Below are 26,024 nucleotides of genomic sequence, written 5' to 3'. Positions count from 1 at the left end.
CGCCCCCGACGAGACGAGGACACCGTGACCACCACCGCACCCACGACCACCGGCGCCGACGCCGCGACGACGATCGGCGCCGCCGCCGAGCACTGGTCGACCGCCCCCCGGCCCGACTCCCCGGACGCCTGGCTCGTCCGCGCCGAGGAGGTCGCCGCCGTGCTCGCGACCGACGCCCTCGAGCGCGACCGCGCCGGCGCCGCCCCCTTCGCCGAGGTCGCCCTGCTCAAGGCGGCCGGCCTCGTCACGCTGCTCGGGCCCGCCGAGCACGGCGGCGGCGCCCAGGAGTGGACCACCGCCCTCCGCGTCGTCCGCACCGTCGCGCGCGGCGACGGCTCGATCGGCCAGCTGCTCGGCTACCACTACCTCTGGGCCTGGGCGGCCCGCCTCGTGGGGACCCCTGAGCAGATCATCGCGGTCGAGCAGCTCGCGACCGAGGGGGACCTCCTCTACGGAGGCGCGGTGAACCCGCGCGACTCCGACCTCACCGTGCGGGAGGAGGGCGACGAGCTGGTCTTCACCGGCCGCAAGTCGTTCTCGACCGGCGGCGTGGTCAGCGACCTGACCGTGCTCGAGGGGGTGCTCGAGGGGACGGACACCCACCTCTTCGCGATCGTCCCCACCGATCAGGAGGGGATCGTCTTCGGCCGCGACTGGGACAGCCTCGGCCAGCGGCTCACCGAGTCCGGCTCCGTCGAGATCCGCGGCGTCCGCGTGCCGTGGGCGGCGGCGGCCGGCTTCGTCGACAGGGTCTACCGTCCGCTCGTCTACAACACCCTCAACGTGCCCGTCATCCAGCAGGTCTTCGCCGAGTTCTACCTCGGCATCGCGCAGGGAGCGCTCGAGCGCGCGGCGCAGTACACCCGCGAGCGCACCCGGGCCTGGCCGTACGGCGGCGACGACAAGGAGCGCGCCGGCGACGAGTGGTACGTGCTCGAGGGATACGGCGACCTGCAGTCCCGGCTCTGGGCCGACGAGGCGCTGATCGACGCGACGGGGGCCGCGCTCTCGGCCGCGCTGCACGCTCCGCGCGAGGAGCTGACGCCTCGGCGCCGCGGCGAGATCGCCGTGCGGATCGCCGCGGCCAAGGCGCGGATCGTCGAGGACGGCCTCGCGACGGCGACCCGCATCTTCGAGCTGACCGGCGCCCGCGCCTCCGCCAGCTCGGTCGGACTCGACCTCTACTGGCGGAACCTCCGCACCCACTCCCTGCACGATCCGCTGCCCTACAAGCGCCGCGAGGTCGGCGTCTTCGCCCTGCTCGACACCGTCCCCGAGCCCAGCTGGTACACCTGATCGGCCGCGGGGCGCGTCCTGCTCCGGCGGAGCGCCCCGCCCATACGCCGCCCCGGCGTCGGTCCGCGACAGGCCGGAGCGGACCCCGGGGTAGCGTGAAGGCCGAGCGGAGGGAGGACCGTGGCCGTCACGCTGCACGACGTCGCCCGCGCCGCCGACGTCTCGATCAAGACCGTCTCGAACGTGATCAACGACTATCCGCACGTGCGCCCGGCCACCCGCTCCCGGGTGCAGGCGGCCATCGCGCAGCTGGGCTACCGGCCCAACCTCTCCGCGCGGAGCCTGCGCCGCGGCCGTACCGGCGTGATCGGCCTCGCCCTGCCGGAGCTGAGCCTCCCCTACTTCGCCGAGCTCGCCGACAGCGTGATGCGCGCCGCCGACGAGCGCGGCCTGACGGTGCTGATCGAGCAGACCGGCGGCGACCCCGAGCGCGAGCGGAGCGTCCTGGCGAGCGAGCGCCGGCAGCTCACCGACGGGCTGCTCTTCAGCCCGCTGGGCCTCGCCGACGAGGACGCGCTCGCGGTCGGCTTCCCCCTGGTGCTGCTCGGCGAGCGGATCTTCACCGGGCTGGTCGACCACGTCACCATGCAGAACACCGCCGCGGCGCACGCGGCCACCGCGCACCTGCTCGCCTCCGGCCGGCGCCGGATCGTGGCGCTCGGGACCCACCCCGACGCCGCCGTCAGCTCGGCGTCGCTCCGCCTCGAGGGCTACCGCGCCGCGCTCGCCGAGGCCGGCATCGCCTACGACGAGCGGATGATCGGCGTCTCGGGCCCGTGGCGGCGCTCCGGCGGCGCCGAGGCGATGCGCCGCGTGCTGGCCTCCGGGCTCGACTTCGACGCCGTGTTCGCGCTCAACGACACCCTCGCGCTCGGCGCGGTCCGCGCGCTCCAGGAGGCGGGGGTCCGCGTCCCCGAGGAGGTGGCGGTGATCGGCTTCGACGACATCGACGAGGCGGGCTACTCCTCCCCCAGCCTCTCCAGCGTGGACTCGGGGCGCGACGAGATCGCGCGCACCGCGGTCGAGGTGCTGCAGGCCCGGATCGAGGGCACCCGCACCGGCCCCGGGACGCTCCACGAGGCGGCGTTCACCGTGGTCGCCCGGGAGTCGACCGCGGGCCGGCCGATCGCGGAGGACCCGGCCGTCGGACGGGCGTCGGCCGGGGCCTAGGCGCAGGTCCCGCTGCCGCAGATCTCGCGGCGGATCCATGCTCCCGCGTCCACGACGGCCAGCTCGCCGCGGCGGAGGAGCCGGCTCCACTCCACGGCCCGCGTCGTCAGCCGGTCGTCGGCCGAGCCGCGGACGTCGCCGCCGACGGTCCGGAGGAACAGGTGCGCGAGCGGGCCGCCGAGGTACAGCGTGGCGCCCGCGACGCCGGCGAAGTGGCGGGCCTGGCCGCGGGTGCCGTCGTCGTAGGGGCGGCGGAAGCCCTTCCCCCGGACCCGGTTGCGGCCGCCGTGCGCCAGGTCGAGGGCGCCGAGCGGGGCGCTGCGGATGCCGGCGACGTCCTTCGCGACGGCCGCGAGGAACGCGCGCGGGCGGGGATGCGACGCCGCGAGGGCGTCGGCGCGGTCGGCGAGCTCGGAGCAGGCGTCGGTGGCGGCATCGGAGGTGGGCACCCGCCCAGTCGAGCACACGTGCGCTGAGCGGCGGCGGGGAGACGCGACGCCCGAAGAGGTCTGCCGCCGTCGGCAGCGGCGAGCATCGAGGCGGGTGGGGCCCGTGCCGCTCTTGACAGCAGCGGAGGCGGGGCGGACCATCGTGTACAACGTTAGAAAGACCGCTCGCCGCCGAGCCCGCTGCGGGAGCCCGAAGCCCGAAAGGCCCTCATGACCGACGCCCCCGCCGCCACCGCGCGCATCAGCCTCGACCCCGCCGCGGTCGTCGCCCCCGTCACTCCGCGCCTCTTCGGCTCGTTCGTCGAGCACCTCGGCCGCTGCGTGTACGACGGCATCTACGAGCCCGGCCACCCCGCCTCGAACGAGGACGGCTTCCGCCTCGACGTGGTCGAGCTGGTCAAGGAGCTGGGCACCACGACGATCCGCTACCCCGGCGGCAACTTCGTCTCGGGCTACCGCTGGGAGGACGGCGTCGGCCCCCGCTCCGAGCGCCCCCGCCGCCGCGACCTGGCCTGGCACTCGCTCGAGACCAACGAGGTCGGGCTGGACGACTTCGCGAAGTGGGCGGAGCTGACCGGCAGCGAGATCATGTACGCCGTCAACCTCGGCACCCGCGGCGTCCTCGAGGCGCTCGACGTCCTCGAGTACGCCAACGGACCGGCCGGCACCGCTCTCGCCGACCAGCGCATCGCCAACGGCGGGACCGAGCCCTACGACATCCGGATGTGGTGCCTCGGGAACGAGATGGACGGCCCCTGGCAGGTCGGCCACATGAGCGCCGACGACTACGGCAAGCTCGCCTCCCGCACCGCCAAGGCCCTCAAGATCGCCGACCCCTCGCTCGAGCTGGTCGTCTGCGGCTCGTCGAGCTCGTCGATGCCCACCTTCGGCGAGTGGGAGCGCGTGGTCCTCGAGCACGCGTACGACGACGTCGAGTACGTCTCGTGCCACGCCTACTACCAGGAGTACGACGGCGACCTCGGCTCCTTCCTCGCCTCCTCCCTCGACATGGAGTACTTCATCGCCACCGTCGCAGCGACGGTGGACCACGTGAAGTTCAAGCTCAAGAAGACGAAGGACATCAAGCTCTCCTTCGACGAGTGGAACGTCTGGTACCTCGAGGAGTGGCAGGCCAAGGAGAAGGCCGACGCCGAGGGCGACCAGAGCACCCGCGAGTGGGCCTACGCCCCGCGCCTGCTCGAGGACGTCTACTCCGTCGCCGACGCCGTCGTCCTCGGCAACCTGATGATCACGCTGCTGAAGAACTCCGACCGGGTCACCTCCGCCTCCCTCGCGCAGCTCGTCAACGTGATCGCGCCGATCATGACCGAGCCGGGCGGAGCCGCCTGGCGCCAGACCACGTTCTTCCCGTTCTCGACCACCGCGCGCGTGGCCTCCGGCTCGGTGCTGCGCCCCCGGATCGACGCGGGGACCTACTCGACCGCCCGTCACGGCGACGCTCCGCTCATCGACTCCGTCGCCACCGTCGACGAGGGCCGCGCGGCCGTCTTCCTGGTGAACCGGTCGCAGACGGAGCCGATCGAGGTCACCGTCGACGTCAGCGGCCTCGGAGTCTCGAGCATCGCGGAGGCGGTGGCCCTGTTCGACGAGGACCCCTACGCGAAGAACACGCGTGACGACCAGGACCGCGTGCGCCTGCGCGAGGCCCCGGCGTCGCTCGAGGACGGCGTGCTGACGCTGACCCTCCCGCCCGTCTCGTGGACGGCGGTCGCGCTCACGGCGTAGCGGCGTCCGACCCGCGGGACCGCGTCCGGCTTCCCGGAGCCGCGCGGTCCGGCGGGCCCTGTCGGGAACCGTCCCGGCTCAGGCCGCAGCCGCAGCGGGGAGGAGGCGCTCGAGCTGGTCCGCGAGGTCGTCCGCCACCCCCACGAGTACGTGGCGGGGATCGGGCTCGACAACCTCGAGACGGCGGGTCCGCCCGAGCGCTTCGCCGATGCTTACCGCCTCGCCGGGGAGGCCGGCCTGGGCCGGACCGCCCACTCCTCCGAGCACGCCCCGACCGCGGCCAACACGACGACCTGCCTCGATCTGCTGGGCTGCGACCGGATCGACCACGGCTACTTCGTCCTCGAGGACCCCGCCGTCGTCGAGCGCGTCCGCGAGCAGGGCGTGGTGTTCACCGTCGCGTCGACGACCTCGCGCCGCTCCTGGCGGCCCTGGCGGCGCGCGTCCATCCGGGCGATGCTCGATGCGGGACTGCGGGTCGTGCCGTGCTCCGACGATCCCGGGATGTTCCCGACCACGCTCGCCGACGAGTACCGCCTCGCCGCCGGCCCGATCGGCGCGACCGCCGCTCAGCTGCGCGAGATGGCGCTCACCGGAGCGGAGGCCTCCTGGCTGCCCGCCGATGAGAAGGAGAGTCTGCGCGCGTCGTTCGCCGCGGAGCTGGACGCGCTGGACGCGGAGTTCGGGCTCGTCTGAGGCCTGGGACGCGACGGGCTCCCCGCCCTGACAGAGTGGACGGATGAGCCCCCTCCCCGATCCCCTGGCCTTCGACCTCGAGGCGCTGCGCCGGGAGGTGCTGCCGGACGACGGGGGCGAGGTCGACGACAGCATCCCCGCGCTCGCGGACGCCGACCCGGGTCTCTGCGCGATCGCGCTCGTCCTGCCCGACGGGTCCGTCCGCGCGAGCGCCGACGCGGAGGAGCGGTTCAGCATCCAGTCGGCCGTGAAGCCGTTCCTGTTCGCGCTCGCGCTCCTCGACACCGGCGGCGACGCGCTCGACCGCGTCGGCATCGAGCCCACCGGCGAGGCCTTCGACGCCCTCACGCTCGAGAGCGGCACCGGGCGCCCGCCGAACCCGATGGTCAACGCGGGAGCGCTGCTGACCGCCGCCCTGGTCGACGGGGGCGACGCCGACGGCCGGAGCGAGCGGATCCTCCGCGGCCTCTCCGCCTTCGCCGGCCGCCCGCTCTCCGTCGACGAGAGCGTCGCCGCCGACGAGCACCTCCTCGGCGACCGGAACCACGCCCTCGCGCACCTGATGCGCGCGGAGGGCACCCTGCACCGCAGCGCCGACGACGCCGTCTCCGCGTACGCCCGGGCATGCGCCGTGCTGGTCGACGTCCGCGACCTGGCCGCGATGGGCGCGACGCTCGCGCTCGGCGGCGTGCACCCGGGGACCGGCGAGCGGGTCGTGCCGGCGTCGGTCGCGCGCGACGTGGTCGCGGTCATGGCGACGTGCGGTGTCTACGACGGCTCGGGCCGCTGGATGCGCGCGGTCGGCGTCCCCGCCAAGTCGAGCGTCTCGGGCGCCCTCGTCCTCTCCGCTCCCGGCCGCCTCGGCGCCGCCGTCGTCAGCCCGCCGCTGGACCCCCAGGGCACCAGCGTCCGCGGCGCCCGCGTCGCCGCCCGCCTGAGCGACGCCCTCGCCCTGCACTCCTTCGCCGTCTCCCCCCGCTGACCGCTGCCGTTCCCCCGGTCTCCCCGCTCCCGCCGGCGCAGCCGCGGCCCGTGCCCCGCGCCGTCGCAGGCGCCGGCGCCCACCGCACCCTCAGCGGAGACCACCCGGCCCCCTCGACAGCGAAGGGCCGAGCCGCACCCGTGCACGCTCGCCCTCAGGGCCGAGCCACGTCAGCGCACGCTCGCCCGCAGGGCCGAGCTGACCGCCGAATCGCGTTCCAGCGATTCGCCGTAGCGGTACACTCCCCGCTCCACGACACGCCCCCACCTCGTACAACCGACCTCGGAGCCGATGACGACGAAGGAAGAATCCGCTCGATCGAGCACCGCCCAGCTCACCGCCGAATCCCGTTCCAGCGGTTCGCCGTAGCGGTACGCTCCCCGCTCCACGAAACACACCACCTCGTACAACCGACCGCGGAGCCGATGACGACGAAGGAGGAATCCGCTCGATCGAGCACCGCCCAGCTCACCGCCGAATCCCGTTCCAGCGGTTCGCTCCCCGCTCCACGAAACACACCACCTCGTACAGCCGACCGCGGAGCCGATGACGACGAAGGAGGAATCCGCTCAATCCAAGAGCAGCGCCGGTTCCTCCAGCACGCTGGCGACGTCGGCGACGAAGCGGCTGACCACGTCGCCGTCGACGACGCGGTGGTCGAAGGAGCCGCCGACCGTGGTGACGAAGCGGGGGCGGACCTCGCCGTCGACGACCCAGGGCTTCTGCTTGATCGTGCCGAGGGCGATGATCGCGACTTCGCCGGGGTTGAGGATCGGGGTGCCCGTGTCCATCCCGAAGACGCCGATGTTGGTGATGGTGATGGTGCCGTTCTGCATGTCGGCGGCGGTGGTCTTGCCGTCGCGGGCGTCGAGGGTGAGCTTCTCGAGGGCCTGGGCCAGTTCGAGGAGGCTCATCGACTGGGCGTCCTTGACGTTGGGGACGAGCAGTCCGCGCGGGGTGGCCGCGGCGATGCCGAGGTTGACGTAGTGGCGGACGACGATCTCGGTGTCGGTCCAGGCGGAGTTGACGGTGGGGTTGCGGCGGACGGCCCAGATGATGGCCTTGGCCATGATGAGCAGCGGCGAGACCTTGACGCCGGCGAAGTCGGGCGAGTTCTTGAGGCGCTTGACGAACTCCATGGTGCGGGTCGCGTCGACGTCGACGAAGACGCTGACGTGGGGCGCGGTGAACGCGCTCGTCGACATCGCGGCGGCGATCGCCTTGCGGACGCCGCGCACGGGGATGCGCTCCTCGCGGTCGTCGCCCCAGGCGGGGGTCTGGATGTTGCGGAAGACGCTGGCCTGGGAGGCGTGGCGGATGACGTCGTCGCGGGTGACCTCGCCGGCGAGGCCGGTGGCCTGCACCTCGAGGAGGTCGACGTCGAGGTCCTTCGCGAGCTTGCGGATCGGCGGCTTCGCGATGACGGGGAGCGCGGCGGCGGCCGGCGCGGGGTGGGCCGGGATCGCGGGCACCTCGGAGCCGATCGAGCCGGCTCCGGCCTGGACGGTGATGATCGCGGTGCCGACGTCGACCGTCTGGCCCTCGTCGACGAGCACGTCGACCACGGTGCCGCTGAACGGCGAGGGGAGCTCGACGAGCGACTTGGCGGTCTCGATCTCGACGAGGACCTGGTTGACGGCCACCTCGTCGCCGACCTTGACCTTCCAGGCCACGATCTCGGCCTCGGTGAGGCCCTCGCCGACGTCGGGGAGGAGGAACTGCTCTGTCATCGGGGGGGACTCCTGTGGGCTCGTGCGGGCGGATGTCGCGCGCGTCAGTACGCGAGCGAGCGGTCGACGGCCTCGAGCACGCGGTCGACGTCGGGGAGGAAGAGCTTCTCGACCTTGGCGGGCGGGAAGGGGGTGTCGAAGCCGGCGACCCGGAGGACCGGCGCCTCCAGCGAGAAGAAGGCGCGCTCGGTGACGGTCGCCGCGATCTCGGAGCCGAGGCTCACGTTCGCGGACGCCTCCTGCGCGACGACGAGCCGGCCGGTCCTGCGGACCGACGCGAGCAGCGGCTCCCAGTCGATCGGGGAGAGCGAGCGCAGGTCGACGACCTCGACGCTCGTGCCCTCCTCGCCCGCGAGCTCGGCGGCCTGGAGGAGGACCGCGACCATCGGGCCCCAGCCGACCAGCGTGACCTCGGTGCCCTGGCGGACGACGCGGCTGGCGTGCAGCGGCGCGGCGGAACCGCTGAGGTCGACGTCGCCCTTGGGCCAGTAGCGGCTCTTGGGCTCGAAGAACATGACGGGGTCGTCCGAGGCGATGGCCTCCTGGATCATCCAGTAGGCGTCGTTGGGAGTCGACGGGCTGACCGCGCGCAGGCCCGCGGTGTGCGCGAAGTACGCCTCGTTGCTCTCCTGGTGGTGCTCGACCGCTCCGATGTGCCCGCCGTAGGGCACGCGGATGACGACGGGCATGGTGATCGCGCCCTCGTGGCGGTTGGTCATCTTGGCCAGCTGCGAGGTGATCTGGTCGAACGCCGGGTAGATGAACCCGTCGAACTGGATCTCGCAGACCGGGCGGAAGCCGCGCATCGCGAGCCCGATCGCGGTGCCGACGATGCCGGACTCGGCGAGCGGCGTGTCGAGCACGCGCTTCGCCCCGAACTCGGCGTGCAGGCCCTCGGTGATGCGGAAGACGCCGCCCAGGGGGCCGATGTCCTCGCCCATCAGGAGGACTCGGTCGTCCTGCGTCATCGCGCGGCGGAGGCCGGCGTTGAGCGCCTTGGCCATGGACATGGACTCGAGCTGCGACCCGGTGAGGGGCGGCTGCGCGGCCGTCGTGCTGGTGTCGATCGTCATCACTCGCCTCCGAACGATTCTTCGTAGCGCTGAAGCCACGCCTTCTGCTCCTCGACGAGCACGTGCGGCTCCGAGTAGACGTGGTCGAACATGACGCCCGTGGGAGGGACCTCGAGGGCGAGGAGGCGGCGGCGGATGTCGGACGCGAAGTCCTTCGCCTCCTCGTCGACCTCGTCGAAGAAGGACTGCTCCACGCCCTCGCTCCGCAGGAACGCGGCGAAGCGGGTGATCGGATCCTTCGCGACCCACGAGGCGAGCTCGTCGTCGGTGCGGTACTTCGTCGGGTCGTCGCTCGAGGTGTGCGCGCCGATCCGGTAGGTCAGCGCCTCGATGAACTGGGGACCGCCGCCGGAGCGCGCGTCCTGCAGGTGCTTGGCGGTGACCGCGTAGCTCGCGAGCACGTCGTTGCCGTCGATCTGCACGCCGGGGATGCCGAAGCCGGAGGAGCGGAGGTAGAGGGGGCTGCGCGACTGCGTGGCCACGGGGACCGAGATCGCGTAGTGGTTGTTCTGGAGGAAGAAGACCTCGGGAGCCTGGTAGCTCGCGGCGAAGACCATCGCCTCGCTGACGTCGCCCTGGCTGGAGGCGCCGTCGCCGAAGTAGACGACGACGGCCGCGTCCTTCTCGGGGTCGCCCGTGCCGGTCGCTCCGTCGAGGGTGAGGCCCATCGCGTAGCCGGTCGCGTGCAGGGCCTGCGAGCCGAGCACCAGCGTGTAGAGGTGGAAGTTCCCGTTCGTCGGGTCGGTCGGGTCCCAGCCCCCGTGCGTCGTGCCGCGCAGGAGCGCGAGGACGCCGAGCAGGTCGATGCCGCGGATCTTGCCGACGACGTGCTCGCGGTAGGAGGGGAACACGTGGTCCTGCGGACGCATCGCGAACGCGGAGCCGACCTGCGCCGCCTCCTGGCCGTGGCTCGGGACCCACAGTCCGAGCTGGCCCTGGCGCTGCAGGTTCGCGGCCTCGGTGTCGAAGCGGCGGACCACCGCCATCTCGCGGTAGAAGGAGCGGTGCTGCGCCTCGTCCACCCCGTCGAGGTAGGAGGCGTACTGCTCGGCCGCGGGGGTCGGCGAGAACCGCCCGTCCGCGGAGAGGAACTGGACAGTCGGCGACTCCGTGCTGGTGGCTACCACCCGACTAACCTATCCGTCTCGCGGGGTGGCCCTCGGGGAGGGAAGCCACAATCTCGGCCGCCGCGCTGAGGAGCTTGTCGACAGAGCGCGCCTCGCCGACGGAGACGCGGATCCCCTCCGGCGGGAACGCGCGGACCACGACCCCGGCGCGCTCGAAGACCTCGGCGGCCCGCGCCGTGTCCTCGCGGGTGTCGAACCAGAGGAAGTTCGCCTGCGACTCCGGGATCGTCCAGCCCTGGTCGAGCAGCGCCCGCCAGAGGTCGTCGCGGAGGCGGGTGATGCGGTGGACGCGCTCGAGGAGCTCCTCGCGGTGCTCGAGGGAGGCGACCGCCGCGGTCTCGGCGAACCGGGTGACCGAGAGCGGGATGGCGGTGGAGCGGGCGGCGTCGAGGATCCGCGCGTGGCCGATCGCGTAGCCGACGCGGAGGCCGGCGAGGCCGTACGCCTTGGAGAAGGTGCGGGCGATCACGAGGTTCGGGTAGCGGCCGAGCAGGCGGGTGCCGTCCACGGCCCGCTCGTCGTCGACGAACTCGGCGTAGGCCTCGTCGAGGAGCACGAGGACGTCTCCCGGGACGCGCTCGAGGAGCGCCTCGACGTCGTCGGCGGTGGCGACGGTGCCGGTGGGGTTGTTGGGGCTGCAGACGATCAGCAGGCGGGTGCGCTCGGTGACGGCCTGGGCCATGGCGTCGAGGTCGTGGGTGTCGTCGGCGCGGAGCGGCACGCGCACGCTGGTGGCGCCCGCGGTCGTGACGAGCGAGGGGTAGGCCTCGAACGAGCGCCAGGCGTAGACGACCTCGTCGCCCGGGCCCGCCGCCGCGGTGATCAGCTGGGCGATGACCGCGACGGAGCCGGCTCCGACGATCACCTCCTCGATCGGGACGCCGTACTCCGCGGCGAGCGCTGTGCGCAGGGCGGTCGCCGCCGCGTCCGGGTACCGGTTGAAGTCGTCCACCTCGCGGACCCGCGCGAGCACGGAGGGCAGCGGGTCGAACGGGTTCTCGTTGGAGGAGAGCTTGAAGGCGTCGGCGGCGGCCGCGCGGCCCTGCTTGTAGGCGGGGAGCGCCAGGATCTCGGGGCGGAGGCGGACGGGAGGCTCCTGCTGGTCGGTCACCCGCCCCATGCTAGGCGGCGCGGCGGCGGGCGCCCCGCCGTTCCGCGCGCGCCGTCCCCCGCCCTCGACGGGTGTGCGCCGGGCCCCCTTCCCACCGGTCGAGCGCCGTGGGTGCGGCCCGGAGGTGCGGCCGACCCGGGTCTCGGATGCGCGAACCGCCCCGCTGACCGGCGCCCACGGCGGCCGTCCCCCGATTAGGGTGCAGTGATGCGGAGTCGAGGGCGAGCCGAGCGGCGCGGGGGTGCGCGCCCGCTCCTCCGGGGCGCCACGGCCGCGATCGCCCTGCTCGTCGCCGCCGGCGCGCTCACCGGATGCACGCCCTCCGCGGAGGGCACGCAGGCGACCCCGACTCTCCGCGAGACGTCCATCGACGTCGCCGCGCCTCCGGCCTACACCGCCGCGCGCGAGGCCGGCCTCGCGCTGCGGGACGACTCGCTCGCGCTCCTCACCGCGACCGACGGCACCGTCGCGGGCGCGGCCCGCACCGATCTGCTGGTGGCGATCGGATCCCTGAACGCAGCGCTCGAGGGAGTCTCGGCCGACGCCATCACCACCGCGACGACCGCGGCCGGGGAGCAGCGGACGGCGCTGGCCGAGCGCGTGCTCGGCCTCGCCACGTCGACCCTCGCCTCCGGTCGCGGATCGACGTCCCGGCGGGCGGTGCTGACCGACGCGGTCGAGCAGCTCCGGAGCGCCCTCGCCTCGGGAGCCGCGGTCGCTCCGCTGGCCGTCGCCGTGATCGAGGCGCGCGAGCCGCTCGTCCCGGAGCCGGGCAGCGGATTCGCTCCTCCCCCGCGCCCCGCGCCTCCCGCAGCTCCCCGGCCGACCAGTGCACCCGAGCCGACCCAGGAGCCGACGCCCGATCCCCCGGCTCCGGAGCCGGCTCCCGCGCCCGCCCCCGAGCCGACCGAGGCCCCGCAGCCGACGGCGGAGCCCCTGCCGCAGCCCGAGCCCACCGCGGTGCTCCCTCCGCGGACCTGCGCCGACGACCCCCGCCTCTGCACTCCTGCGCCCGAGCCGACCATCGGCGGGCCCCTCACCTGAGCCCCGGCTCGCGGCGCGCCCCGCCTGCGGGGATAGTGGAGGCATGAGCAGACTCCTCCTCGGCCTCCTGACCAACGCCGTCGCGATCTGGCTCACGACCCTGGTCGTAGCGGGCGTGCGCGTGGACCCGTACGAGGAGGGCCCCGCCGCGGCGGTCCTCACGTACCTGCTGGTCGCGGTGATCTTCGGCGTCGTCAACGCCGTCGTCGGCGGAGTGGTGCGGGTGGTCGCGTTCCCCCTGTACGTGCTGACGCTCGGCCTGGTCTCGTTCCTCGTCAACGGCCTCCTGCTGCTCGTGACCGCCTGGATCAGCGGCCTCTTCGGCTTCGGCCTCGTCGTGGACGGCTTCTGGTGGGGCGTGCTCGGCGCCCTCGTGCTCGCCCTGGTGAACTGGTTCATCGGCCTCCTCCTGCGCCCCTTCCTCCGCCGCCGTCAGGACTGACACCGCCGGCTCGGCAGCCAGCATCGGCCGCGCCGCCGCCGCCCGGGAGGCCGCGCGCGCCATCGGTGGACGGCGGCCGCGATCGGCCTGCTGTGGAGGAGCCGCGGTGCGCCATGATGGGCGGGTGACCCCCGACTCCCCTGCGCCCTCGGCCTTCGCCGTGTGCTTCGTCTGCACCGGCAACATCTGCCGGTCGCCGATGGCCGAGGTGGTGCTGCGCTCCCTGGCGGAGCAGGCGGGGCTCGGCTCCGCGATCGAGATCAGCTCGGCCGGCACCGGCGAGTGGCACCTCGGCGAACACGCCGACAGCCGCGCCCTCGCGGCGCTGGAGCGGCACGGCTTCGACGGGGGCCGCCACCGCGCCCAGCTCTTCGACCCGTCCCGCTTCGCCGAGTTCGACCTGGTCGTCGCGCTCGACCACGGGCACGAGCGCGCGCTGCGCTCCTGGGCGCGCACCGAGGTCGACCGGCAGAAGATCCGCCGCCTGCTCGACTTCGAGCCCGGCCTCTCCCCGCAGGGCGACGTCCCCGACCCCTACTATTCCGATGCGGCGGCGTTCGACTCGGTGCTCGCGCTCATCGAGCGCGCCTGCCGGGCCCTCTTCGCTCAGATCGAACCAGGACTGCGCGGCAACCGCTCGGTCCGCCCCGACTCCACCGACGCGCGCGCCGCCCTCGCGCAGGACACCTGAGAACCGGAAGGCACCACCGCATGACCTCGCTCCCCACCCAGCCGCTGAGCCCCCTCGACGGCCGCTACAGCGGTGCCGTCTCGTCGCTCGGCGAGTACCTCTCGGAGGCGGGGCTGAACCGCGCGCGGGTGCACGTCGAGGTCGAGTGGCTGCTGGCGCTGACCGACCGCCGCCTCTTCGGCTCCGAGCCCGTCGACGCGGCGACCGCCGAGGAGCTGCGCCGCCGCGCCCGCGACTTCGGCCAGCCCGAGATCGACGAGCTGGCCGCCCTCGAGGCCCGCACCCGCCACGACGTGAAGGCCGTGGAGTACCTCGTCCGCCAGTGGCTCGAGGAGCTGGGACTGCAGCGCATCGCCGAGCTCACCCACTTCGCCGCCACCAGCGAGGACATCAACAACCTCTCCTACGCGATCGTGGTCCGCCAGGCCGTCGGCGAGATCTGGCTGCCGAAGCTGCGCTCGGTCGTCGCGTCGCTCCGGGAGCTGGCCGTCCGCTACCGCGACGAGTCGATGCTCAGCCGCACCCACGGCCAGCCCGCGACCCCGACCACGATGGGCAAGGAGTTCGCCGTCTACGCCTACCGGCTCGAGCGGGTCGTCGCGCAGATCGAGGCGACGGAGTACCTGGGCAAGTTCAGCGGAGCGACGGGCACGTTCGCCGCGCACCTCGCCGCCGACCCCGGCACCGACTGGCCCGCCCTCGCGGAGGAGTTCGTCACCTCCCTCGGCCTCGTCTTCAACCCGCTGACCACCCAGATCGAGTCGCACGACTGGCAGGCCGAGCTCTACGGCAGGGCCGCGCACGCGAACCGCATCCTGCACAACATCTGCACCGATGTCTGGACCTACATCTCGCTCGGCTACTTCCGGCAGATCCCCCAGGCCGGGGCGACCGGCTCGTCCACGATGCCGCACAAGATCAACCCGATCCGCTTCGAGAACGCCGAGGCGAACCTCGAGCTCTCCAGCGCCCTGCTCGACTCGCTCGCGCAGACCCTGGTCACCTCGCGCCTCCAGCGCGACCTCACCGACTCGACCACGCAGCGCAACATCGGCGTCGCGTTCGGCCACTCCCTTCTCGCCCTCGACAACATCGCCCGCGGCCTGCTCGAGATCGACCTCGACCCGACCGCCCTCGCCGCCGACCTCGACGGCAACTGGGAGGTGCTGGCCGAGGCGATCCAGACGGTGATCCGCGCGGAGGTGGCGGCCGGCCGCTCCTCGATCACCGACCCGTACGCGCTGCTGAAGGACCTGACCCGCGGCAAGCGCCTCGGCGCCGACGACCTCGCCGTCTTCGTGCAGGGTCTCGACATCGGCGACGCGGCGAAGGAGCGCCTGCTGGCGCTGACGCCGGGCGGCTACACGGGCCTCGCCTCGTCGCTGGTCGACCGCCTGAGCTGATCCGCCGGGCCGCGCGGGCGCATGACGCCGTCCTCGAGCGCGAGCACTCCGACTCCTGCGTGCTCGCGGCGGCGCGGTCGACGGCGGCGCGATGTCGGGGGTCGCACCTAGCGTCGGCGGCATGTCAGCGTGCGCGATCGGAGGGTGCGCGTCCTCGGCCGAGACGGGCGCCCCCCTCGCGCTCTGCGCGGCGCACCTCGGGCTCGCGCACGACTGGGTCGCCCGGGAGGACGGCGTGATCGACGCCCTGCCCTCGCCGTGCGCCGCGTGCGGGTCCCGCCTGGGCGTCCGGCTCCCCTCCGCCTGGCTCTGCGTCGCCTGCGAGTGGCGGCTCGGTGACGCTCCCGACGGCGAGCTTCCGCCGCCCCGGGTCGACGTCGTCTACTACATCCGCTTCGACGAGCGGATCAAGATCGGCACCAGCGGCAATCCCCGGCAGCGCCTCCACCGGCTCCGGCACGAGGAGCTCCTCGCGTTCGAGCGCGGCGGGCGAGCACTCGAGCAGCAGCGGCACGCCCAGTTCGCCGACGAGCGCCTGGAGCGCACCGAGTGGTTCGCGCGCAGCCCCGCGCTCGACGCCCACATCGAGACCGTGCGCGCCGGGGAGCCCGACCCCTGGGCCCTGCACCGCCGCTGGCGCAGCGAGGCGCTGGCCCTGCGGCTCTGACGCGTCGGCTGCGAGCCGGCGGCGACGACTCGACCGCTCCGACTCGCCGGTTCCCACGCGACGGTTCCCACTCGACGGTTCCCACTCGACGGTTCCCACTCGACGGTTCCCACTCGCCGGCATTGCATCCGCGGGTCCCGCTCCGCCGAGCCGGACACCGGGACGGAGCGACGGGGACGGAGCGACGGGGACGGATCCCGGAGGACCGTCCCGCAGCCGCCGCGCGACGCGCTCAGCGCCCCCAGGCGTCGACGAGCAGCGGACCGCGGACATCGCGGAGCCGGTCGACCAGGCGGTCCGCCAGCGCGGCCGTGACCCCCGTGGAGACCAGGTCGTGGGGGCCGAGCGGCAGCAGCTTCCCCGTGCGGATGCGCACCACCTCCCATCCGGCGGAGCGGAGCGCGCGGTCCTTCCGCCGGTCGGCCTCCTCGCGGTGCCCGACGTGCTCGAGTCCGTGACGGCCGGTGGAGTCGTACTCGATCGCGACGCGCAGCTCGCCGAGCACCAGGTCGGGCCACGCCTCGCAGTGCTCGAAGAACGGCCGCTTCAGACGCACCGCCGTGTGCGCCGGGTCGAAGACGAGCCGCTCGGCGAGGAGAGCCCGGAGCCGGGCCTCGACGGCGGAGGCGGGAGGAGGCGCGCACCGGCTCGCGAAGGGCTCGCCGACGGGGAGGTCCGGCGTCTTCGGGCACACGCGGGCGGGCCGGGGCCGGGAGCGCACCGGGCGGGCGGCGGGACCGGCGGACGGGACCGCGGCCGGAACGGCGGAGGCGGGAGGGGCGGACAGGAGCGCGGCCGGAGCGGCGGCAGCTGGAGGGCTCGATCGAGCGGACGGAGGAGTCGACGACGCGGCGGGCGCGGATCCGCTCGGGTCGGCGGGTGACGCGGACCCGCGGCCGGTGGGCGACGCGGACATCGGGAGCCCCCGCGCGATCACGGCGGGCGGCGCCAGGAGGACGAAGGAGCCGTCGTCGGGGGCGGCCGTCGGCGCGAACACCTCGGCGAGCCGGCCGCCGATCATCGGCGCGGCCCGGGGCAGGCGCGGCGAGGCGAGCTCGGCGCAGTCGGGGCACCAGGAGGAGCGGCGCCGCTCCCGGCCGGGACGGTGGCGCTGCTCCTCGGGAGTGGCGACGAAGACGTGTCCGGCGTCGCAGAGCCAGCACAGGTACACGTCGGCCGCGGGCGGGATCTGGCTGAGCACGATGCCCTCGTTGTACTCGGGCCGGTACTGCCGCACCAGGACGGGGTAGGACGCCCAGGCCTCCCGGTAGGTGCCGACCGCGTAGGGGACGTCGGCGCCGCGCGAGAACCGCCGCCTCTGCCACCACCGCCCGATCGCCTCCGCCACCCTCCGCACGCTACGCGCGACCACCGACGCGGAAGCGGCGCCGGCGTGCGCAGGCGGGATCCCGAGACGCCCTGCGGGCTGCTCGATCAGCATGCGCGGCGGAAGGGACCCTCCACCCGCGACGCTGTGCTCCCGGCCGACTAGGTGACGGCGGAGCCGTCCCTCACCTAGTGAGCGGAGTCCTGCTCGTCGATATCCGCGATCTCGGCCTCGTCGGGCTTGAAGGTCAGTGAGAACATGGCGATCGCGACGAGCACGACGATGAAGGCGACGCCGAACGAGATGAGCGCGACGACCGGCTCGCGGGTCGAGAGCATGACGACCAGGCCGACGAAGGCCGCCATCACCGCGGAGAAGCCGATGAGCTCGAGCGGGCGCAGGCGGTCCTTGCGCGTCGGCTGGAACGTGCGGGGCGTGAACTCGCCGGGGTCGCGCGCCGGGGCGGAGTCGGCCGCCGAGGCGCGGTCGGCGGGAGAGGCGGGGTCGGGGTGCTGGCCTTCGGCGGTCATCGGTCTCCTCCGGAGGTCGGTGTCGTGGGGGCGACGGGATCGTGTCCGGTGGCTGCGTCGGCGCCGGCGGCCCATTTGAGCGAGAACGCCGCGATGGCGAGGAACACGGCGACCATCACGGCGTAGGCGCCGAGGAGGCCGACGGTGACGACGGGGTGGGGCGGGAGGAGTCCGAAGGCGGCGCCGAGGAGCATCGTGCCGATGCCGACGATCACGGAGTCGCGGGCGGCGAGGCCCTGACCGCGGCGGCCGCTCGAGAACTCGAGGAAGCCGGAGAGCAGCGCCCAGCCGGCGACGAGGGCGACGAAGGAGAGCAGGTTGGCGACCGGGAGCGCGACGAGCGCCGCGACTCCGGCGACCAGGGTGAGCACCGCGGAGCCGAGGGCGAGCGGGCGGCCCCGGCCGCTCCAGCTGCGGAGCCCGAGGGCGAGCGAGACGGCGCCGGTCGCGATCGCGAAGCCGCCGAAGACGGCGAGGCCGAAGGCGGGCCCGTGGTCGGGCGAGAAGGTGACGACGCAGCCGGCGACCGCCGCGATCACGGCGCGCGCGAGGGGCAGGGTCCACAGGCGGCGGTCGGAGTCGGCGGCGATGGCCACGGTCGAGCCTCTCTGGGATGGAGGGAGAAGGCGTCCGGGAGCGGACGGCTGGGCGCGCGACGGCACGGCGACGCGGACTCCAGCGATTTTACGCTCCCGCGGCTCCGCCCAGGCCCGGAGCGGGGCCCGGGGCGCGATCCGGGGCGAAGTCGCAGGCGGCTCAGCCGAGCCAGACCTCCTCGACCCGCGGGAACACGGCGTCGGCGGAGAAGCGCTCGCGGAAGCGCGCCCCGGCCTTCTCGACGACCTCGGCACGGGTGTCCTCGTCGGTGATGAGCTCGGTCAGCGCGGCGGCGAGGCCCTCCACGTCTCCGGGCGCGACCACGCGGCCGCAGCCGTCGCCGAGGACCTCGGGGATGCCGCCGACCGCGGTCGAGACGACGGCGGCGTCGCGGGCGAGAGCTTCGAGGATGAAGATCGGCATCGCCTCGTCGCGCGAGGGCAGGACGGCGATGGACGCCTCGTCGAGCAGGGCGAGCAGGCGGGCGTTCTCGAGCGAGCCGAGGAACTCGATCCCCGGGACGCCGCGGTCGACGACCTCCGGCTCGCGGATCGGACCGGCGACCAGCAGGCGCCAGCCCTCCTTGCCCTCGACCTGCGCCCACGCCTTCTGCAGCACGTCGACGCCCTTGCGGTGGCTGACGACGCCGCCGAAGACGACGGTGCGGGTCTTCTCACGCGGGGTGCCCTGCTCGAGCGCGTTCGGCACGAGGTGCACACGCTCGGCGGGGACGTAGCGGCGGCAGATCGCCGAGGTCTCCTCCGAGAGCGAGATGATCTCGTCCGCGCTGCGCAGCACGTCCTTCACCAGGCGCGGGTGCGCGGCGGTGAAGGCGGCGAACTCGCTGCCGTGCAGGTGGGCGACCGTGCGCAGGCCCAGGCGGTGCGCGAGGCGGAGGAGGGACCCCTCGCGGAGGAACGAGCCGCGCTCCGAGAGGTGGACGACGATCACGGCGCCGGGCTCCCGGCGCGCGATCCTGACGATGCGGGCGGCGGCGCCGGCGGCCAGGCGGGCCGCGGCGACGTGCTCGCCCGGAGCGGTGCGGGAGGAGATCACCCGGACGTCCGAGCGCTCGAACGGCCAGCGCAGGTACCCGTTGACGACCTGCGTCATGCCTCCGGGGACCTCTCCGCTGCGGCCGACGTGGTACACCCGCGTCTTCGGGCCGGCAGGGGCTGCAACGGCGGCCGGGCGGCTGCGGGGCGGCACGGCGAGCAGCGCCTGGATGTCGTCGCGGACGCCGCGGAGGCGCCCGCGGGCGACGAGCAGCTTCTCGAGCAGCTCGCTCCGGCGGGCGACCACGGCGGAGAAGGTCTCGACGCCGGCGGCCGGGGTCGTCCGGGACATGTCGACGGTGACGTCGTGGATCCCGATGGTCTCGAAGTGGCGCGAGGCCTTCGTCGATCCGTCCATCTGCAGGCTCACCGGGGCGGCGCCCTCGGTGAACGCCATGATGATCACGTGCAGCCGGTCGCTCATCGCGACGCGGGCCGTGCGGTAGAGCTCGCGCAGCAGGATCTCGTGCTCGTCGTGGGTGTGCGCCGGATCCCAGTCGAGGATGTCCGCGTCGAGGTCGGCGGCGAGACGGCGGGAGCGCTCGGCGTCGACGGCGACCTGCGTGACCACGACGATGTCGAGGTCCTCGCGCTCGGCGAAGCCCTTGATCACGGCCAGCCACTCCTGCTCGGGATAGGGGCGGGCGTCCACCTCGTGGTCCTCGCGGAGGGAGAGGACCAGCACACGCCGCTCCTCGTCGGGCTGCGCGGCGAACGCGGTCAGCTCCGCGTCGCTCGAGCCCTCGCCGTAGCCGAGGTCGGGCATGGCGGCGCCGACGCGCATGTAGCCGGCGGTCTTGTCGTCGCGCCAGCGGGTGTAGCTCGAGAGCGCCATCGAGGGCCACATGATCGCGCGGGGCAGCGGGGCGAAGTTGCGGGTGCCCACGCCGGCGCGGATCACGCGGCCGCCGCCGAGGCGCACCAGGGCGATGCCCGGGAGCATCACGAGGTGCTCCTTCATCCCGATCAGGGTCAGCTGGATCTCTCCCGGCTTGAACACCGAGTTCGCCCGGCCGGCGAGGGCCTCGCGGGCGAGCGCCGCGTACCAGCGCAGGAGCGAGCGGTACACCGTGTCGTCCGGGCCCAGGCGCAGGCCGTCGTCGTAGCCCCACGGCGAGTGGCCCACGTAGACGTGGAGCGGACCCGACTCGCGGAGCCAGTCGAGGAGCTGGCGGCGCAGGATGATGTCGCCGATGTTCTCGTACTGGCCGCGGCCGACGGCGAAGATCGATCGGGCAGGTGTCACGGGCGGGCCTTTCGGAGGGGTTCGCGTGGGGGTGACCGGTGCGGAGCGGGGAGCGTCGCGGGTCTCCCCGGTCGATCCTCCTGCCGCGCTGCCGTCGTGGGCCGGGCCGGCCGGGCTCCGCAGGAGCGGGCTCGGGGCCGATGGCGCCCCGGGCAGACTAGCGCAGGCGGGCTCGGCGGCTCGAGGAGGAGTGCTCGCGTCAACAGCCGTTGGTGACCAGGAAGGCCTTGAGGAACGCGCCGGTCTGGTAGATGTACTGGTTCACCAGGTAGTCCAGGCCCATCGGCTCCCCCGAGGGCACCATCGAGAGCTCGCCGGGGTAGCAGCGCTCGATGATCATCTCGGCGCGCACGAGGTGGGAGGCGTTGGTGATCACGATGACGTGGTCCCAGCCGTACTGCTCGGCCATGTCGCGCAGCTGCCGGGCCTCTCCCTGGGTCGTGAGCGGCTCGGCGGAGTAGCAGAGGACGTCGCCGCCGGGCTCGTTGCACTTCTTGTACTTCTTGGCCTCGTAGGGGGCGTTCATCTCGCCGGGGCCGACCGAGAGCACCATCGTGTCCGTCGCTCCGGAGGTGATGATCCGGCGGGCGAACTCGACGCGCGCCCTCGTGGACGGGCCGAGCACGAAGACCGCGTCCGCCTGCTCGGGGATCGGGTCGATCGGGGGCGTGACGTAGAGCGGGATCCCGGCGCCGAAGAGGGCGAGCACCACGAGGGGGACGAGGAGGAGCCGTCCGATCACGGTGCGAGCGCGGCTCCGGGGGCGTCTCGGGCGCTCCCGGGACGGCGGGGTGGACGGGCGGTCGCCGGTCGCGGTCGTGGCCGTGTCCATCGCGTCCTCCCTCTCGTCGGGACCGCCGCTCGCCCGCGGCGGGTGATCCGCGACGCGGGTGCGACGGCGATCACCAGTGGAGAGCCCATCATCGCAGTGTTTCGGCGCGGGGTCGGCCCGGTGAACGCCCGGTCAATTCTCTCGCCCAGCGGCCCGGCCCGGGGCCGTGTCCAGAGTCGCCGGATAGGGTCGCCGTTCCTCGACCGAGCAGCACTCCCCCTCGTCCATTCCGCGGACGGGCATTCCCGGAGTCCCCTCCCGATCCGACATCCGCCCTCCGATCCGTCGTCGACAGCGCGTGTGACCGTTCCGCGTACACGCATGCGCGGCGGTTCGCCAGTCCTTCAGCGGAATCGCTGATACGAGCCCGACCACCACGCCCGAATGGGGCACTACAACCTGAATCCGTCTCATCCAGCCATCAGTCGCAAGGCCCGTCTATAGCGTCGGGAGGACCAGCACCACCCCCTTGAGCAGCCCCCTCGAACCGCCCCCGACGCCCCCTCGAAGACCCGGAGCCGATCGTGAATCCTCAGACGACGCCAGACCCGACCCGCCCTCGCCGACGACGCGCACGCCTCTCCCTCACCACCGCTCTGATCGCCGCTCTCGGCATCCTTGTCGCCCCCCTCACGGCGCCCGCCGCCTCCGCGGCCACTCTCGACCCGGGCGCCGGGCAGAGCACGCGGATCCAGGAGACGAACTCCTCGCTGACCTACAGCGGCTCGTGGCGCACGATGACGGGCGGCGACAGCGGCGGCGGGATCAAGTTCCTCAACAGCACCGGCTCCGTCTCGTTCAGCTTCCGCGGCACCGGCTTCAGCTGGGTCAGCCGCACCACCGCCTCCGCCGGCATCGCCACCGTCACGGTCGACGGCGCGAGCACCTCGGTCGACCGGTACACGAAGACCACGGCGTACCAGGTCCCGGTGTTCACGAAGAAGGACCTCGCCGACACCGTCCACACGGTCAAGATCGCCTGGAGCGGCAAGGCCAACAGCTCCGCGAGCGACAAGAACCTCGTCATCGATGCATTCGACATCACCCGCGCGACTCCCGCCACCGAGGAGCCGACCGACGAGACCGGCGGCGGCGAGGAGGACGGCCCCGTGCTCGACCCCTCCGGAGCGACCAGCCTCCTCGTGCAGGAGACCGATCCCGCACTGCAGTACACCGGCTCGTGGAAGTCCATGGCGGGCGGCGACAGCGGCGGCGGGATGAAGTACCTGACCTCCGCCGGCTCGGTGTCGTTCACCTTCGTGGGAACGTCGTGGCGCTGGATCAGCCGGAAGACCTCCTCCTCCGGCATCGCCGCGGTCTCGGTCGACGGCGGACCCGTCACCAAGGTCGACCGCTACAGCTCGACCGCGCAGTACCAGGTGCCGGTCTACGAGACGACCGACCTCGCCGAGGGCACGCACACCGTGACCATCTCCTACACGGGGACGAAGAACTCCAAGTCGACCGACAAGAACCTGATCATCGACGCGTTCGTCCTCGCCGAGGACGGCCTCGCGACCGACGCCGTGGAGCTCTCCCCCCTGACCGACGGCTACACCGTCGCCTGGGACGCGCCCTTCAGCTCGCGGGTCGTCTCGTACGACGTGCACCGCTCGAACGAAGACGGCTCCGGCGACACGGTCGTCGGCACCGTCGCCGACCCGGTGCGCCAGTACCGCGACGAGACCGCCGAGGCGGGACGCGCCTACACGTACACCGTCACGGCGACCGACGACGCCGGCCGCGACTCGCGGCTGAAGGAGTCGGCCACCACCTCGGCCGACATCCTCGCCTCCCGCGCCTCGCTGCTCGCGGCCTTCGACTGCCCCGCCGCCACCAAGACGGTGTCGACCTCGGCCCAGCTCGTCACGGCCCTGACCAACCCCTCCTCCGGCGACGTCATCCGCCTGGCAGACGGCGTCTACACCGGCAAGTTCGCCCTCCGCGGCACCGCCGCCCAGCCCGGGTCGATCTGGATCTGCGGCTCGCCCAACGCGGTCCTCACCTCCGGATCCACCTCGAGCGGCACCGCGCTCATCCTGAACACGGTGAGCGACGTGCACCTCGTGGGCTTCTCGGTCCGCAGCTCCTTCCAGGGCATCCAGGTGCTCGCCAGCAAGGGCGTCCAGATGGCCGGCCTGACGGTGAGCGAGATCGGCTACGAGGCGGTCCACTTCCGCAACCAGACCACCGACTCCCTGATCGTCGGCAGCACCATCCGCCGCACCGGCATCGTCTCCGCCAAGTACGGCGAGGGCGTCTACGTCGGCACCTCCGACCGCAACTGGTGCGAGTACAACGACTGCGACCCGGACCGCACGGCCCGCATCGCCGTCGTGGACAACACGATCAGCGACACCGGCGCCGAGCCGATCGAGGCCAAGGAGGGCACCCTCGACGGCGACATCATCGGGAACACGGTCGTCGGCGGATCGCGGCTCGCCTCGGACGTGGTCTCGCTGATCCTCGTCTCGGGCAACGGCTGGCTGGCCGCGGGCAACTCCGCCGCAGGCACCACCACCTACGGCTACCAGGTGATCACCCGCGCCGACGGCTCGGGCAACGACAACACGATCAGCGGGAACCTCGCGCTGAAGACCAGCAACGCGGTGGTCTACCTCCACCAGCCGTCCAACTGGTCCACCAGCGGCAACACGCTGAGCTGCTCCAACTCCGGGAAGGACCTGATCGGGAACGTGGCCTGCACGCCGTGACCTGATCCGCTGCCCGCGCACAGAACCGCCGCCGTCGTCCCCTCGACGGCGGCGGTTCTGCGTGTGCCCGCCTCCCGCCGACCACGCGCGAGTCGGCGGAGTCGCGCGCGACGACCGCGACTACCGCGGACTCGCGAGGGCGCGGGCGGGCGCGCGGCGCCCGTGGGCCGCGGGAGGAGCCGAGCGGACGGGGACGGGGACGGGATCGGAGGCCGGCTGACGCGCCCGCGCCTCTCCAGCACGCGGAAGTGGGCGGAGTCGCGCGCGAGTACTGCGGCTTGTGGGGGCTCGCGGGGTGAGCGGGCTCCCGGGAGCCGGTGAGGCACGTGATCAGGCCACGGCGGGCGCTGGAGACGCTGAGGAGGGACAGACGGGCGGGCCAGGCCCCGAAGAGCCCGCGGGCCCGGACGGCGACGCCGCCTCCTGCCGAGTCCGCGGAGGTGGGCGGAGTCGCGCGCGAGTACCGCGACTTCTGCGGGCTCGCGGAGTGAGCGGGCTCGCGGAGGGGTGGAGGGGCTGGAGTGCCGGCCAGGCGTCGGCGGGGCCGGCTGGGCCCGGAGAGAGGGCAGCCGGGCCCGGGCGGGCACCGCGCAGTCTCCGGACGCAGAAGAGCGCACCGCGGCCGGGGCCGGGGTGCGCTCTCCGCAGCGTGCGAGGACGCGATCAGACGATCGCGGGGGCCTTCTGCAGCTTGTGGCGGGCCAGGACGACCGCGCCGACCACGGGGGTGCCGGCGGTCTCGATCCAGTGCACGTCGGCGGCGGCCTGGGGCGAGTCGACCTTGCCCTCGATCAGGACGAGGACGGCGCCGTCGGCCACGCCGCGGAAGGTCGGCGACTGCTCGGTCGCGCCGAGGGTGCCGGTGACGATCAGGACGATGTCGTAGACCTTCTCGAGCTCCTCGACCAGCGCGCGGAGGGCGTCGGTCGGCATCGGCGTGCCGGCCTGGGCGCCGCCCGCGGGGAGCAGGTCGACGCGGTCGGTCGAGCGCTTGATGATCGCGTCGTCGAGCGAGGCGGCTCCGGCGAGCACCTCGCGCAGGCCCGGGCGTCCGCCCGAGGCGGAAGCGAGAGCCGAGCCCTCGGCGGTGCCGTCCACGATCACGACGGACGAGCCGAGCACGGCCAGCGCCTTGGCGAGCAGCACCGCGCTGGCGGTGTGCGGGGTCTTCTCGGATGCCGGGGCGATCGCGAAGGAGGAGTACGAGCGGGTGCGCGCGATGGCGGAGAGCTCGAACGCGACGGCCGAGTAGCGGGCCGGGATCTCGGTCGAGTTCAGCATCTCGTCGAGCTTGGTGGCCTTGACCGGGACGATGCCCAGCAGCGGCCGGTCGATCGCGGAGCGGACGTCGTCGCCGCTGCGGAGGCGGCGGTCGAGGGCGGTCAACACGATCGCCACTCCCACGCCGACCACGGCGCCGCCGAGGATGCCGAGCGCGAGCAGGACGAGGATGCCACCGGTGACCGGCAGCTCCGGCGGGAGCGCCTGGCTGAGCACCTGGAGCTGGATCTGCGGGACGGCGACGCCGTTCGTGGTGGTCGTCGGGTCGGCCCCCTTCACGGCCGCGTCGAGCTGGGCGGCGACCGCGTTGGCGATGACCGCGGCCTGCTCGGGCGAGGGGTCGGTGGCCGAGATCGTGATGACCACGGACTCCGGCTCGGCGAGGACGGTCACGCGCTTGGCGAAGTCCTCGATGGGCTCGTCGATGCCGAGGCCGTCGATGACGCCCTGCAGGACGGTGTCCGAGGTGCCGAGGGCGACGGAGGTGACCGTGGCCTGGGAGGCGGCGCTGTTGGCCGCGACCCGGTCCGCGGTCGAGAGGACCCCGGACGAGGAGACCGCGACGTACACGCGTGCGTCCGCCTTGTACTGCGGGAGGAGGACGGCGTTGAGTACCAGGGCCGCCACGGCGCCGAGCAGAGCGAAGGCGACGATGTAGACCCACCTCCGGCCGATGCCGGCGAACAGTCCGTTCAAGGTCATGGTGTGTGGTGTCCCTTTCGTCGACTGCACCGGAGTGCAGGGGGTCTGACTGTAGCGTCGTGATGTGTCGTCCGCGTTGCGCGGAACCGGCCGCGAGGTTTCGCGCGGGAGCG

Annotated in this window: 21 protein-coding genes and 1 pseudogene; 11 read left to right on the top strand and 11 right to left on the bottom strand. The window is 73.4% G+C overall.

Annotation, left to right across the window (positions count from 1 at the left end; all coding sequences use genetic code 11):
• Positions 1-24 precede the first annotated feature (24 nt).
• A complete protein-coding gene (locus C5C59_RS00730) occupies positions 25-1,296 on the top strand; it encodes an acyl-CoA dehydrogenase family protein (RefSeq protein WP_258062505.1) in 1,272 nt (423 codons plus the stop codon).
• A 120-nt stretch (positions 1,297-1,416) separates the two neighbouring features.
• Complete coding sequence (locus C5C59_RS00725) at positions 1,417-2,466, top strand: LacI family DNA-binding transcriptional regulator (protein ID WP_104238384.1); 1,050 nt, start codon at positions 1,417-1,419, stop codon at positions 2,464-2,466.
• Here the strand turns inward: C5C59_RS00725 and C5C59_RS00720 are convergent.
• The gene (locus tag C5C59_RS00720) at positions 2,463-2,915 is read right to left on the bottom strand and encodes a hypothetical protein (protein ID WP_104238385.1); all 453 of its coding nucleotides are present in this window, start codon (positions 2,913-2,915) and stop codon (positions 2,463-2,465) included. The two genes, C5C59_RS00725 and C5C59_RS00720, sit on opposite strands and share 4 nt — an antisense overlap.
• A gap of 210 nt (positions 2,916-3,125) precedes the next feature.
• Here C5C59_RS00720 and C5C59_RS00715 point away from each other — a divergent pair, with 210 nt between their 5' ends.
• From C5C59_RS00715 to glsA, 3 genes and pseudogenes are all read left to right on the top strand, one after another.
• Positions 3,126-4,661 (top strand): alpha-N-arabinofuranosidase, encoded by a 1,536-nt coding sequence (locus tag C5C59_RS00715; protein ID WP_104238386.1) that lies wholly within the window; start codon positions 3,126-3,128, stop codon positions 4,659-4,661.
• A gap of 111 nt (positions 4,662-4,772) precedes the next feature.
• Positions 4,773-5,357: pseudogene (locus tag C5C59_RS00710) on the top strand (adenosine deaminase); the annotation flags it as partial.
• 43 nt (positions 5,358-5,400) lie between these two features.
• Positions 5,401-6,339, top strand: coding sequence for a glutaminase A (gene glsA, locus C5C59_RS00705; protein ID WP_104238388.1), 939 nt, complete (start codon positions 5,401-5,403; stop codon positions 6,337-6,339).
• Between the two features lie 569 nt (positions 6,340-6,908).
• Here the strand turns inward: glsA and C5C59_RS00695 are convergent.
• From C5C59_RS00695 to hisC, 4 genes are all read right to left on the bottom strand, one after another.
• Entirely contained in the window at positions 6,909-8,069 is a 1,161-nt protein-coding gene (locus tag C5C59_RS00695; protein ID WP_104251200.1) for a dihydrolipoamide acetyltransferase family protein, read from the bottom strand.
• 44 nt (positions 8,070-8,113) lie between these two features.
• A complete protein-coding gene (locus C5C59_RS00690) occupies positions 8,114-9,079 on the bottom strand; it encodes an alpha-ketoacid dehydrogenase subunit beta (RefSeq protein ID WP_181027250.1) in 966 nt (321 codons plus the stop codon).
• 62 nt (positions 9,080-9,141) lie between these two features.
• A complete protein-coding gene (locus C5C59_RS00685; RefSeq protein ID WP_104226633.1) occupies positions 9,142-10,269 on the bottom strand; it encodes a thiamine pyrophosphate-dependent dehydrogenase E1 component subunit alpha in 1,128 nt (375 codons plus the stop codon).
• Between the two features lie 4 nt (positions 10,270-10,273).
• Positions 10,274-11,389, bottom strand: a complete 1,116-nt coding sequence (hisC, locus tag C5C59_RS00680; RefSeq protein ID WP_104226632.1) for a histidinol-phosphate transaminase — start codon at positions 11,387-11,389, stop codon at positions 10,274-10,276.
• Between the two features lie 198 nt (positions 11,390-11,587).
• On the opposite strand from hisC, the gene C5C59_RS00675 reads away from it, so the two are divergent.
• The 5 genes from C5C59_RS00675 (at position 11,588) to C5C59_RS00655 (ending at position 15,627) form a co-directional block, all read left to right on the top strand.
• Positions 11,588-12,424: a hypothetical protein gene (locus C5C59_RS00675; RefSeq protein ID WP_104346608.1), complete on the top strand. Its 837-nt coding sequence runs from the start codon at positions 11,588-11,590 to the stop codon at positions 12,422-12,424.
• A 43-nt stretch (positions 12,425-12,467) separates the two neighbouring features.
• On the top strand, positions 12,468-12,866 hold the full coding sequence (locus tag C5C59_RS00670; RefSeq protein WP_104237970.1) for a phage holin family protein: 399 nt from the start codon (positions 12,468-12,470) through the stop codon (positions 12,864-12,866).
• Between the two features lie 124 nt (positions 12,867-12,990).
• A complete protein-coding gene (locus C5C59_RS00665) occupies positions 12,991-13,557 on the top strand; it encodes a low molecular weight protein-tyrosine-phosphatase (RefSeq protein WP_181027248.1) in 567 nt (188 codons plus the stop codon).
• Positions 13,558-13,577: 20 nt separating this feature from the next.
• Positions 13,578-14,960, top strand: coding sequence for an adenylosuccinate lyase (gene purB / locus C5C59_RS00660; protein ID WP_104237969.1), 1,383 nt, complete (start codon positions 13,578-13,580; stop codon positions 14,958-14,960).
• 121 nt (positions 14,961-15,081) lie between these two features.
• Positions 15,082-15,627, top strand: a complete 546-nt coding sequence (locus C5C59_RS00655) for a GIY-YIG nuclease family protein (protein ID WP_104237968.1) — start codon at positions 15,082-15,084, stop codon at positions 15,625-15,627.
• A 232-nt stretch (positions 15,628-15,859) separates the two neighbouring features.
• On the opposite strand, the gene C5C59_RS00650 is transcribed toward C5C59_RS00655, so the two are convergent.
• The 5 genes from C5C59_RS00650 to C5C59_RS00630 all read right to left on the bottom strand — a co-directional run bounded on the left by C5C59_RS00650 (position 15,860) and on the right by C5C59_RS00630 (position 21,124).
• Positions 15,860-16,975 (bottom strand): endonuclease domain-containing protein, encoded by a 1,116-nt coding sequence (locus C5C59_RS00650; protein ID WP_258062503.1) that lies wholly within the window; start codon positions 16,973-16,975, stop codon positions 15,860-15,862.
• A gap of 167 nt (positions 16,976-17,142) precedes the next feature.
• The gene (locus C5C59_RS17515) at positions 17,143-17,484 is read right to left on the bottom strand and encodes a hypothetical protein (RefSeq protein WP_258062502.1); all 342 of its coding nucleotides are present in this window, start codon (positions 17,482-17,484) and stop codon (positions 17,143-17,145) included.
• Positions 17,481-18,080 carry an HdeD family acid-resistance protein gene (locus C5C59_RS00640; protein ID WP_104237967.1) on the bottom strand — a complete coding sequence of 200 codons (600 nt, stop codon included), beginning with the start codon at positions 18,078-18,080 and terminating at the stop codon, positions 17,481-17,483. Before C5C59_RS00640 ends, C5C59_RS17515 begins: the two co-directional genes overlap by 4 nt.
• A gap of 160 nt (positions 18,081-18,240) precedes the next feature.
• Entirely contained in the window at positions 18,241-20,382 is a 2,142-nt protein-coding gene (locus C5C59_RS00635; RefSeq protein WP_104237966.1) for a glycosyltransferase family 4 protein, read from the bottom strand.
• Between the two features lie 199 nt (positions 20,383-20,581).
• Entirely contained in the window at positions 20,582-21,124 is a 543-nt protein-coding gene (locus tag C5C59_RS00630) for a YdcF family protein (protein WP_219813998.1), read from the bottom strand.
• A gap of 614 nt (positions 21,125-21,738) precedes the next feature.
• On the opposite strand from C5C59_RS00630, the gene C5C59_RS00625 reads away from it, so the two are divergent.
• Positions 21,739-23,928 carry a hypothetical protein gene (locus C5C59_RS00625; protein ID WP_104237964.1) on the top strand — a complete coding sequence of 730 codons (2,190 nt, stop codon included), beginning with the start codon at positions 21,739-21,741 and terminating at the stop codon, positions 23,926-23,928.
• Positions 23,929-24,591: 663 nt separating this feature from the next.
• Here the strand turns inward: C5C59_RS00625 and C5C59_RS00620 are convergent.
• Positions 24,592-25,911, bottom strand: a complete 1,320-nt coding sequence (locus C5C59_RS00620) for a Wzz/FepE/Etk N-terminal domain-containing protein (RefSeq protein WP_104237963.1) — start codon at positions 25,909-25,911, stop codon at positions 24,592-24,594.
• Positions 25,912-26,024: the final 113 nt, after the last annotated feature.

Source organism: Rathayibacter sp. AY1F4 (assembly GCF_002931775.1).
GTDB lineage: Bacteria > Actinomycetota > Actinomycetes > Actinomycetales > Microbacteriaceae > Rathayibacter.
Note: the sequence above shows the minus strand (reverse complement) of the source record. Positions and strands in the feature narration are given on the sequence as shown.

Coding starts and splice junctions, on each gene's coding strand:
- C5C59_RS00715 (WP_104238386.1), top strand. CDS start 3,126: ATGACCGACGCCCCCGCCGCCACCGCGCGCATCAGCCTCGACCCCGCC.
- glsA (WP_104238388.1), top strand. CDS start 5,401: ATGAGCCCCCTCCCCGATCCCCTGGCCTTCGACCTCGAGGCGCTGCGC.
- C5C59_RS00695 (WP_104251200.1), bottom strand. CDS start 8,069: ATGACAGAGCAGTTCCTCCTCCCCGACGTCGGCGAGGGCCTCACCGAG.
- C5C59_RS00690 (WP_181027250.1), bottom strand. CDS start 9,079: ATGTCCATGGCCAAGGCGCTCAACGCCGGCCTCCGCCGCGCGATGACG.
- hisC (WP_104226632.1), bottom strand. CDS start 11,389: ATGGGGCGGGTGACCGACCAGCAGGAGCCTCCCGTCCGCCTCCGCCCC.
- C5C59_RS00675 (WP_104346608.1), top strand. CDS start 11,588: ATGCGGAGTCGAGGGCGAGCCGAGCGGCGCGGGGGTGCGCGCCCGCTC.
- C5C59_RS00670 (WP_104237970.1), top strand. CDS start 12,468: ATGAGCAGACTCCTCCTCGGCCTCCTGACCAACGCCGTCGCGATCTGG.
- purB (WP_104237969.1), top strand. CDS start 13,578: ATGACCTCGCTCCCCACCCAGCCGCTGAGCCCCCTCGACGGCCGCTAC.
- C5C59_RS00655 (WP_104237968.1), top strand. CDS start 15,082: ATGTCAGCGTGCGCGATCGGAGGGTGCGCGTCCTCGGCCGAGACGGGC.
- C5C59_RS17515 (WP_258062502.1), bottom strand. CDS start 17,484: ATGACCGCCGAAGGCCAGCACCCCGACCCCGCCTCTCCCGCCGACCGC.
- C5C59_RS00620 (WP_104237963.1), bottom strand. CDS start 25,911: ATGACCTTGAACGGACTGTTCGCCGGCATCGGCCGGAGGTGGGTCTAC.